This is a genomic window from Acinetobacter sp. (genome assembly GCF_036659555.1).
In the GTDB taxonomy this organism is placed as follows: Bacteria; Pseudomonadota; Gammaproteobacteria; order Pseudomonadales; family Moraxellaceae; genus Acinetobacter.
In genome coordinates, this window is the sequence record NZ_JAVXCI010000007.1 from 23303 (window position 1) to 31961 (window position 8659).

At 54.3% G+C, this 8659-nt stretch carries 8 protein-coding genes; all 8 read right to left on the reverse strand.

Annotated elements, in window-relative coordinates:
- Positions 1–69 precede the first annotated feature (69 nt).
- The gene (gene recJ, locus RSA72_RS01890) at positions 70–1773 is read right to left on the reverse strand and encodes a single-stranded-DNA-specific exonuclease RecJ (RefSeq protein ID WP_332622337.1); all 1704 of its coding nucleotides are present in this window, start codon (positions 1771–1773) and stop codon (positions 70–72) included.
- Positions 1774–2430: a pyridoxamine 5'-phosphate oxidase gene (pdxH, locus tag RSA72_RS01895; protein WP_332622336.1), complete on the reverse strand. Its 657-nt coding sequence runs from the start codon at positions 2428–2430 to the stop codon at positions 1774–1776.
- Between the two features lie 13 nt (positions 2431–2443).
- Positions 2444–3775 (reverse strand): phosphoglucosamine mutase, encoded by a 1332-nt coding sequence (gene glmM / locus RSA72_RS01900; RefSeq protein ID WP_332622334.1) that lies wholly within the window; start codon positions 3773–3775, stop codon positions 2444–2446.
- A 128-nt stretch (positions 3776–3903) separates the two neighbouring features.
- Positions 3904–5370: an IMP dehydrogenase gene (guaB, locus tag RSA72_RS01905; protein WP_332622333.1), complete on the reverse strand. Its 1467-nt coding sequence runs from the start codon at positions 5368–5370 to the stop codon at positions 3904–3906.
- A gap of 136 nt (positions 5371–5506) precedes the next feature.
- Positions 5507–6319: an MBL fold metallo-hydrolase gene (locus tag RSA72_RS01910; RefSeq protein WP_332622331.1), complete on the reverse strand. Its 813-nt coding sequence runs from the start codon at positions 6317–6319 to the stop codon at positions 5507–5509.
- Between the two features lie 281 nt (positions 6320–6600).
- The gene (locus tag RSA72_RS01915) at positions 6601–6966 is read right to left on the reverse strand and encodes a YkgJ family cysteine cluster protein (RefSeq protein ID WP_332622330.1); all 366 of its coding nucleotides are present in this window, start codon (positions 6964–6966) and stop codon (positions 6601–6603) included.
- A gap of 95 nt (positions 6967–7061) precedes the next feature.
- Positions 7062–7859 (reverse strand): MBL fold metallo-hydrolase, encoded by a 798-nt coding sequence (locus tag RSA72_RS01920; RefSeq protein ID WP_332622329.1) that lies wholly within the window; start codon positions 7857–7859, stop codon positions 7062–7064.
- A 184-nt stretch (positions 7860–8043) separates the two neighbouring features.
- Positions 8044–8619: a TMEM165/GDT1 family protein gene (locus RSA72_RS01925; RefSeq protein ID WP_332622328.1), complete on the reverse strand. Its 576-nt coding sequence runs from the start codon at positions 8617–8619 to the stop codon at positions 8044–8046.
- Positions 8620–8659 lie beyond the last annotated feature (40 nt).

Below are 8659 nucleotides of genomic sequence, written 5' to 3' on the forward strand. Positions count from 1 at the left end.
AGCGCCAGCAATCCAATCTAATAAAAAAAACCGCTCAATTGAGCGGTTTTTTTATAGGCATCATTTGCCTTACTGTTCAAGGTGCAGCACCCGCAGCTGCAGGCTGGTCACGCCATTGAAGGTGTTTTTATCCAGCTCATACACCAGGCGCACCTGCCCCTGCGCCGGATCAAAGGCATATTTCCCGGCCGCATTGAAGGCAATCGCCTCCAGCGCCTGCCCGGAAGCCAGCGCCAGCCGCAGCTTCAGATGCGCGTCTTTCAGCCAGCGGTAATCCAGCAGCTTGAAGCGGCCTTCAAAAACCGGCGCTGGAAACTGCTGCCCCCACGGCGTCAGCTGCTGCAGCGCATCGGCTGTTGCAGTTTGAAAAGCTTCATCCGGCAGCGCGCCATCCGTCCACAGCACGGCCTGAAACAGGCTGCTGTCCTGCGCAGCCATCAGCTGTTCAAATTCGGCCTTAAACGCTGCGAAATTTTCCTTCAGGATGGTCAGGCCGGCCGCCGCCGCATGCCCGCCGAAATGGCTGACCAGATGCGGATGCTGCTCGGCAATCCGCTCAATGCTGTCGCGGATATGAATGCCTTCAATCGAGCGCGCCGAGCCTTTAATATGCCTGCCGTCCTGATCGGCGGCAAACACAATTGCAGGCCGGTGAAACTGCTCTTTCAGCCGCCCGGCCACAATGCCGATCACGCCCTGATGCCAGTGCGGCTCAAACATGATCAGCGCCGGCGGCAAGTTGTCCTGATCCAGCTGCAGCTTGGCCAGTTCAGCCAGCGCTTCCTGCTTCATCTGGCTTTCCACCTGGCGGCGCTCGACATTCAGCTGATTCAGCTGCTGCGCTAAGGGATAGGCGCTTTGCATGTCGGGCGCAAGCAGGCATTCAATGCCGATGTCCATGGTTTCCATGCGCCCCGCCGCATTGATGCGCGGGCCAAGCACAAAGCCCAGATCCTGCGCTTTCAGCGTGGCCGGATCACGGGCGGCGATATCCAGCAAGGCGCTGATGCCGGCCCGGCCCAGGCCCTGCTGAATGCGCTTTAAGCCGGCGTCGACCAGAATCCGGTTGTTGTAATCCAGGCTGGCCACATCGGCATAGGTGCCTAAAGCCACCAGATCCAGATAGCTGGCCACTTTGGCCGAAGCTTTGCCCTGCCTGGCGCGCAGGCTGGACAGCGCGGCCAGGACATAGAAGGCCACGCCCACGCCGGCCAGGGCCTTGCTGGGGAATTCACAGCCGAGCTGATTCGGGTTGACCACCGCTTCCGCCGGCGGCGTGGCTTTAGTGGTGAGATGATGGTCGGTAATGATCACCTGCATGCCGTGCGCCTGCGCCTGCGCTACGCCGGCATGGCTGGAAATGCCGTTGTCTACGGTAATCAGCAGATCCGGGCGGAAGGCTTCAAAAGCCAAATCGGCAATCGCCGGAGTCAGCCCGTAGCCGTATTTAAAGCGGTCGGGCACCAGATACTCGGCATGCGCGCCCATTTCGCGCAAGGCCAAAAGCATTAAGGCCGTGCTGGTGGCGCCATCGGCATCGTAATCGCCGACAATCACGATTTTCTTCCGCTGATCTATCGCCTGATCCATCAGCTGCACCGCTTCCTGCAGCCCTTTCATGCCGGGCGCCAGCAGATGCTTCAGCTTCAGCTCAAGCTCCTGTTCCGACGCCACCCCGCGGCGCGCTAAAATCTGCGCAATAAACGGCGCAACGCCCTGAATGCTTTCAGGGCGCGTGATCAATGGCCTTTGCTGAATTAAAAGCTGCGGCATTTAAGGCATCAGCCGCTGCAGCGTCCAGGCGCCATCGGTTTTTTCATAGCAAAGGCGGTCATGCAGGCGGTTCGGGCGGCCCTGCCAGAACTCATAATAGTCCGGCTGCAGGCGGAAACCGCCCCAGAATTCCGGCTTGGCCAAAACGTCCTTGTCCGCCACCTGATCCTGCAGCGCCTGAAACCGGCCCTGCAGCGTTTCACGGCTGTCAATCACCCCGCTCTGCGGCGTGCTGATATGGGCAGCGATCTGGCTGTCGCGCGGGCGCTTGCGGTAATAGGCGGCCGACTCTTCTTCAGGAATTTTTTCCACCTTGCCGCTGACCCGCACCTGGCGCTCCAGTTCAGGCCAGTAAAACAGCAGTTCGGCATAGGGATTTTCGGCTAAATCCGCGCCTTTCTGGCTGTCATAGTTGCTGTAAAAGTCATAGCCGGCTTCTGCGGCGCCGCGCAGCAGCACTGTGCGCACATGCGGGCGGCCCTGCGCATTGGCAGTGGCCAGATACATGGCATAGGGTTCATGCAGCTTGGCTTCCAGCGCCAGATTGAACCAATCCAGAAACTGCGCATGCGGGTTTTGCGCCGCCTGCGCTTCATGCAGCTCGCCTTTCTGATAGCTGAGGCGCAGCTCGCTTAAATCTTTAATGACATCGCTCATGGCATCTCTCCCCTTAAGCTGCGTTCGCGCGCACGGCATCGGCCAAATGATTCGCCAAGGCCGTCACCTCTTCCAGCTGTTCGCCTTCCACCATCACGCGGATGACCGGTTCTGTGCCGGATTTGCGGATTAAGATGCGCCCGCGCCCTTTCAGCTGCTGTTCCGCTTTGTCAAATTCCGCAGCCAAAGCTGGAACTGAGTACGGATCAAACATCTGGCTCAGGCGCACATTGACCAGCACATTCGGCAGCAGATTAAAGCCTTCGGTCAGTTCATGCAGCGCTTTCTGCTGCGCCACCATCACAGTTAACACCTGCAGCGAGGCGATGATCGCATCGCCTGTAGTGCTCTTGTCCAGCGTCAGGATATGGCCTGAAGGCTCGCCGCCAATCACCCAGCCCTTGTCATCCAAAGCCTGCAGCACATAGCGGTCGCCGACGCTGGCGCGCACAAAAGGCACCTGCGCTTTATCCAGGGCGATTTCCAGCGCCATGTTGCTCATGACCGTGCCAGCAATGCCCGCCGGCTTCTGGCTGGCCTGAGTCGCCAGAATATACAGGATATGGTCGCCGGTCACCTGCTCGCCGTTTTTGTCCACCATAATCACCCGGTCAGCATCGCCGTCAAAAGCAATGCCCAAGTCGGCATGATGCTTCAGGACCGCTTTCTGCAGATTTTCCGGATGCGTTGAACCGCAGTCCTTATTGATATTCAGGCCGTCCGGTTCGTTATACAGCGCAATGACTTTGGCGCCCAGTTCGCGGTAAACTGACGGCCCCACGCTGTAGGCTGCGCCATTGGCGCAGTCCACGACAATTTTCAGATGCGAAAGGTCCAGATGGTAAGGAAAGGTCGATTTGCAGAACTCGATATAGCGGCCATTAGCGTCCTTCACCCGCAGGCTTTTGCCCAGATTGGCCGTGTCCTCAATCCGCATCTCCTGTTCCAGTTCTTGATTGATCGCGTCCTGCAATTCATCCGGCAGCTTTTTGCCTTCAGCGGAAAAGAATTTAATGCCGTTGTCAAAATACGGATTATGCGATGCTGAAATCACAATGCCCAGGCTGGCATGCAGCGCGCGGGTTAAATGCGCAATGGCCGGCGTCGGCAGCGGCCCCAGCAGATGCACATATACGCCGGCTGCGTTCAGGCCGGCCTGCAGCGCAGCTTCCAGAATATAGCCGGAAAGGCGGGTGTCTTTCCCCAATACGACAATCGGCTTGCTTTTCTTGCTGGTGCGCTTTAAGACCTTGCCGGCAGCGAAACCCAGCTTCAGCGCAAACTCAGGTGTAATCGGAAGTTCCCCAAACTTTCCGCGAATGCCATCCGTACCAAAATAACTCATCTTCTGCTCACTTTCTTATTAACGTGCGGTGATATTCATCATCCGGTTCAAACTGGATTTACTTTACACCAAAAAGCAAAAAGCCGTCAGATAAATGACGGCTTTTTCAGTGCAGCGATTACTAAAAATCAACCAACGCGGTAGTTTGGCGCTTCCTTGGTAATGGTCACATCATGCACATGCGACTCTGACATGCCGGCTGCGGTAATTTTTACAAATTTCGCATTCTGGCGCAGGTCTTCAACCGTTGCGGAACCGGTATAGCCCATGGAGGAGCGCAGGCCGCCCATCATCTGATGCACGATATTGCCCATCGGGCCTTTATACGGCACGCGGCCTTCAATGCCTTCCGGCACCAGTTTTTCCTGACCCGCTTTAGCGTCCTGGAAATAACGGTCAGCAGAACCGGTTGCGCCGGCCATTGCGCCCAAAGAACCCATGCCGCGGTAAGCTTTGTAGTAGCGGCCCTGGAAGAATTCAACTTCGCCCGGCGCTTCTTCAGTGCCGGCCATCAATGATCCAACCATGATGGTGCTGGCGCCAGCGCCGATCGCTTTCGCCATATCGCCGGAGAAGCGGATGCCGCCGTCAGCGATTAAAGGAATCTGCTCTTTCAATGCGTTGGCAACGCTGTCAATCGCGGAGATTTGCGGCATGCCGATGCCCGCAACAATGCGCGTGGTGCAGATTGAACCCGGGCCAATGCCGACTTTCACCGCATCCGCGCCGGCATCCAACAGCGCAAGCGCTGCATCGCCGGTCGCAATGTTGCCGCCGATCACCTGCACTTGCGGATAATTGGCTTTCACCCAGCGCACGCGTTCAATCACGCCGGCAGAATGGCCATGCGCGGTATCCACTACAATGGCGTCTACACCCGCTTCAACCAGCGCTTCTACGCGGCTTGGCGTTTCCGCGCCGGTGCCGACGGCAGCGCCGACACGCAGGCGGCCCAAATCATCTTTGCAGCTGTTTGGATACAATTCAGCCTTGCGGAAGTCAGTGACCGTAATCAAGCCTTTCAGCTCATTATTGGCGCCGACCACAATGACTTTTTCAATGCGGTTTTTCTGCAGCAGCGCCTGGATATTTTCTTTGGATTCATGTTCGCGGACAGTCACCAGACGGTCCTGGCCAGTCATGATGTTGCTTACCGGCTGCTCTAAATTGGTTTCAAAGCGCGTATCGCGCCCGGTCACAATGCCGACCACTTTGCCGTCTTTAACTACAGGCACGCCGCTGATGTTGTTGGCTTGAGTAATTGCAATCAGCTCGCGGACGGTGGTTTCCGGAGTCACGGTGATCGGGTCTTTCACCATGCCGGCTTCAAATTTTTTCACACGGCGCACTTCAGCAGCCTGGGCTGCAATGTCCATGTTTTTGTGCAGAATGCCGATGCCGCCGTTCTGCGCCATCGCAATCGCCATGCGTGACTCAGTCACCGTATCCATGGCAGCGGACACTAAAGGGATATTCAGGTTAATGCCGCGGGTCAGGCGTGTCTTTAGCGAGACATCTTTTGGGAGGACAGTTGAGTAGGCAGGGAGTAATAGGACATCATCGAAGGTTAGCGCGTCTTGAACGATGGTCAGCATAGCAGTCTCACTGGTAATTTCCGTGCGCTATTATAAACAAAAAATCAGGCTAAATTCATGCTTATTCTGGCTGCAATGCAAAAATTCACCCGCACTGCAGCGCGTTTGCTGAAATTCTCATTGAAAATGAAAGGCTTCATTCAATTCCGCTTTTTTCTTTCAACGGCGCGCGGAAAACCTGCTTCTCCATCACGTCAATTCCGCACGGCAAGTCCCAAAGCCAGTCCAGAAACTGCTCAATGCTGTCTCGGCCGGCAAAAGGCGCGCCATGCTGCGGCACAATCATTTGCACATCCATATCCTTCACCATATCCACCCAATAGCGCAAAATTTTATTGGAGCACATATAGCGCTGATGAAAGCCCCGCATATGCCGGATATGCGCCTGCATATCCGTCACCGGAGTTTGCGGGTCGCCAATGGTTGAAGCGCCCAAATCGCCGGAGAACAGCACTTTTGAAATCGGATCATAGAACTGGAAATTGCCGACAGAATGCAGAAAATGCGCAGGAATGCAATGCAGCTCAGAATTTCCAATCGGCACGCTCAGGCCCTCATCCGGCAGCTCAATTAAGCGCTCCAGCCATTCACCGTCCATTTTTTCTGAGGTATAGGCTGAATTCAGATGGGGCAGAAAGCGCGCCCAAAGCTTGGACGCCACAATTTTCGCCTGGGTATGCATCAGCCAGCGCGGCATGGAGGTGATGATATCCGGGTCCTGATGCGAACCGAACACATATTTGATTCTATTTAACGGCAGATATTTCAGCAGCTCAAAAGTCAGCGGCGAATAGGTCAGGTCGCCGCCCGGATCAATAATGCCGCCTTCCTGCCCGTTGATGATTAAAAACTGATTGGCCTGAATCCCCTCGCCCTTCACCAGACTGGTGAACACAACGCACTTATGCGCGCCGTTATCGAATAATGTATAAGATGTTGTTTTTGACATGATGCTCACATTCCTTTTATTAAAATTATGGCTTCAGCTTCCGGTTTTTCTAGGTGCAGTCACAGTATAGCCATTAATTCCATAATTAAAATATGCCTTTATGATTAAATAATTATTAAATAAGCATTATTTTTTTCAACGCAGCGGAATATCGGCTGCCTGCACCGCGCCTTATTCTAATCTCCGCCCTAAACTTGCCGGACTGCTGCTGTTTCATGCGGCCGCAAATGCAAAAAAGCAGGACCTTGGCCCTGCTTCTGCAGTTTGAGCTTCAATGCGCTTTAACTGACCTGATCAAAATCATCATCATTGACCGGCACAAGCATGTCCAGCGCGGTAAAGGGAATCATGCCATAGGCCGCGCGCGCCTTATTGCACTGCGCGTCGGCGATCTGCACTTCCTTGCAGGAAGAGCTGCGGGCTTCATACATGCCGCAGCTGACCTGCCGGCCAATCTCACCCGCAAGCGCAACGCAGCGCGGCTGCGGCTGGCTGGTGCCCGCCATGCATAAATAAACCGCCGTCACCGGTTCGGTATAATGCTCGGGCATATGCAGCCCTTCCGCCCAGTAAAATGAAACCCGGAAAAAAGCGCAGCAGGCGCCGCAGCTTAAACACGCATCCTGTGTCGGTACTTGAGACAACATTCTTATAAATTCTCGTCATCAAAAAGTGATTTTTTGAAGCTGGATTTTAAAAAATGCCGCGCGGATCCTCAAGATTTTTTTATCAATTCCAGCGTTTATTCAGGAAAAGTAAATACCGACTCATCCATCAAGTCTGTGCCGCACTGCAGCGTCTCAATCCAGTCCAGAAACTGATTGATCTGCTCTTTGCCGATGAACGGCGTGCCGTGCTGCGGCACCATCATTTCCACATCCATGCTGCGCACCATATTCACCCATAAGCGGATGATTTTGTTGTTGCACATATAGCGCTGATGGAAGCCTTTCATTTTAGGAATATGGGCGGCGAAATTTTCCAGCGGCCTGGAGGCGTCATCCACCATTGAAGCGCCCATGTCGCCGGAAAACAGAATTTTGGCGATCGGGTCATAAAACTGGAAATTGCCGACCGAATGCAGGAAGTGCGCAGGCACCGCGATGATCTTGCTCTCGCCCAGATGAATCACCTGGCCGTGATCCGGCAGCTCCACCAGGCGGTCCAGCCAGTTGCCTTTCATGCGGTCGCTCATAAACGCCGAATTCAAATGCGGCAGGAAGCGCGCCCAGAGCTTAGAGGCCACCACTTTGGCTTCGGTGTAGACCAGCCAGCGCGGCATGGAGGTAATGATGTCCGGGTCCTGATGCGAGGCCATCACATAGTCCAGATTGGTCAGCCGGGTGTATTTATTCAATTCCATGGTCAGCGGCACATAAGTCAAGTCGCCGCCCGGATCTAAAACCGCTGCGCGGTTATTGTCGATAATCAAGAATTGGTTGGCTTGGACCCCTTCACCCTTAACCAGGCTGGTGAAGCTGATGCATTTATGTATGCCATTATCAAATAAGACCTGCGATGTAGTACGCTCGAACGCCATACCAATTCCCCAATAAATGCTATTTTAAAAATTAGACTTCTAATTCCCTATAACATAAATGGAAATAGAAAAAGTTACAATAAAGATACAGGAATCAGATGAAGTATTTTGCATTTCCAGATGGCTGCAGGCGCCCATTAAAAAGCCCAATCCGGAAATTGGGCTGGAAAATAAAGCTTAACTTTTAAAACAGATAATGCTGCGCCAAGGCGCTCACGCCAATCAGCAAAAACACCGCCGCGCCAATTTTATGAATCAGGGAAATCGGCAGCTTGTCCGCCAGCTTATTGCCGGCAAATACCGCCGGCGCATTGGCAATCATCATGCCCAGCGTCGTCCCCGCCATGACCCAGAACAGGCTGTCAAAACGGGCAGCCAGCGCAACCGTGGCAATTTGGGTTTTATCGCCGATTTCAGCCAAAAAGAACAGCACAAAGGTGGCGCCGAATACCCCGTATTTCTGCCATTTGTTGATGCTGTCGGTTTCATCGCCCAGCTCATCCGGAACCAGCATCCAGGCCGCCATGGCGATAAAGCCCAGCGCCAGAACCCAAAGCAGCACAATTTCAGGCACAACGGCAGTGATCCATTGGCCCAGCGCGGCGGAAACGCCGTGATTAATGATGGTGGCAAGCAGAATGGCAATTAAGATCGGAACAGGCTTGCGGAAGCGCGCAGCCAGCAGCAGGGCAAGGAGCTGGGTTTTATCGCCCATTTCGGCTAGAGCTACAATTCCAGTAGAGAGCAGGAATTCATACATGATGTCTTTCTCTGGCTAGCATAACAAATACCAATGACTC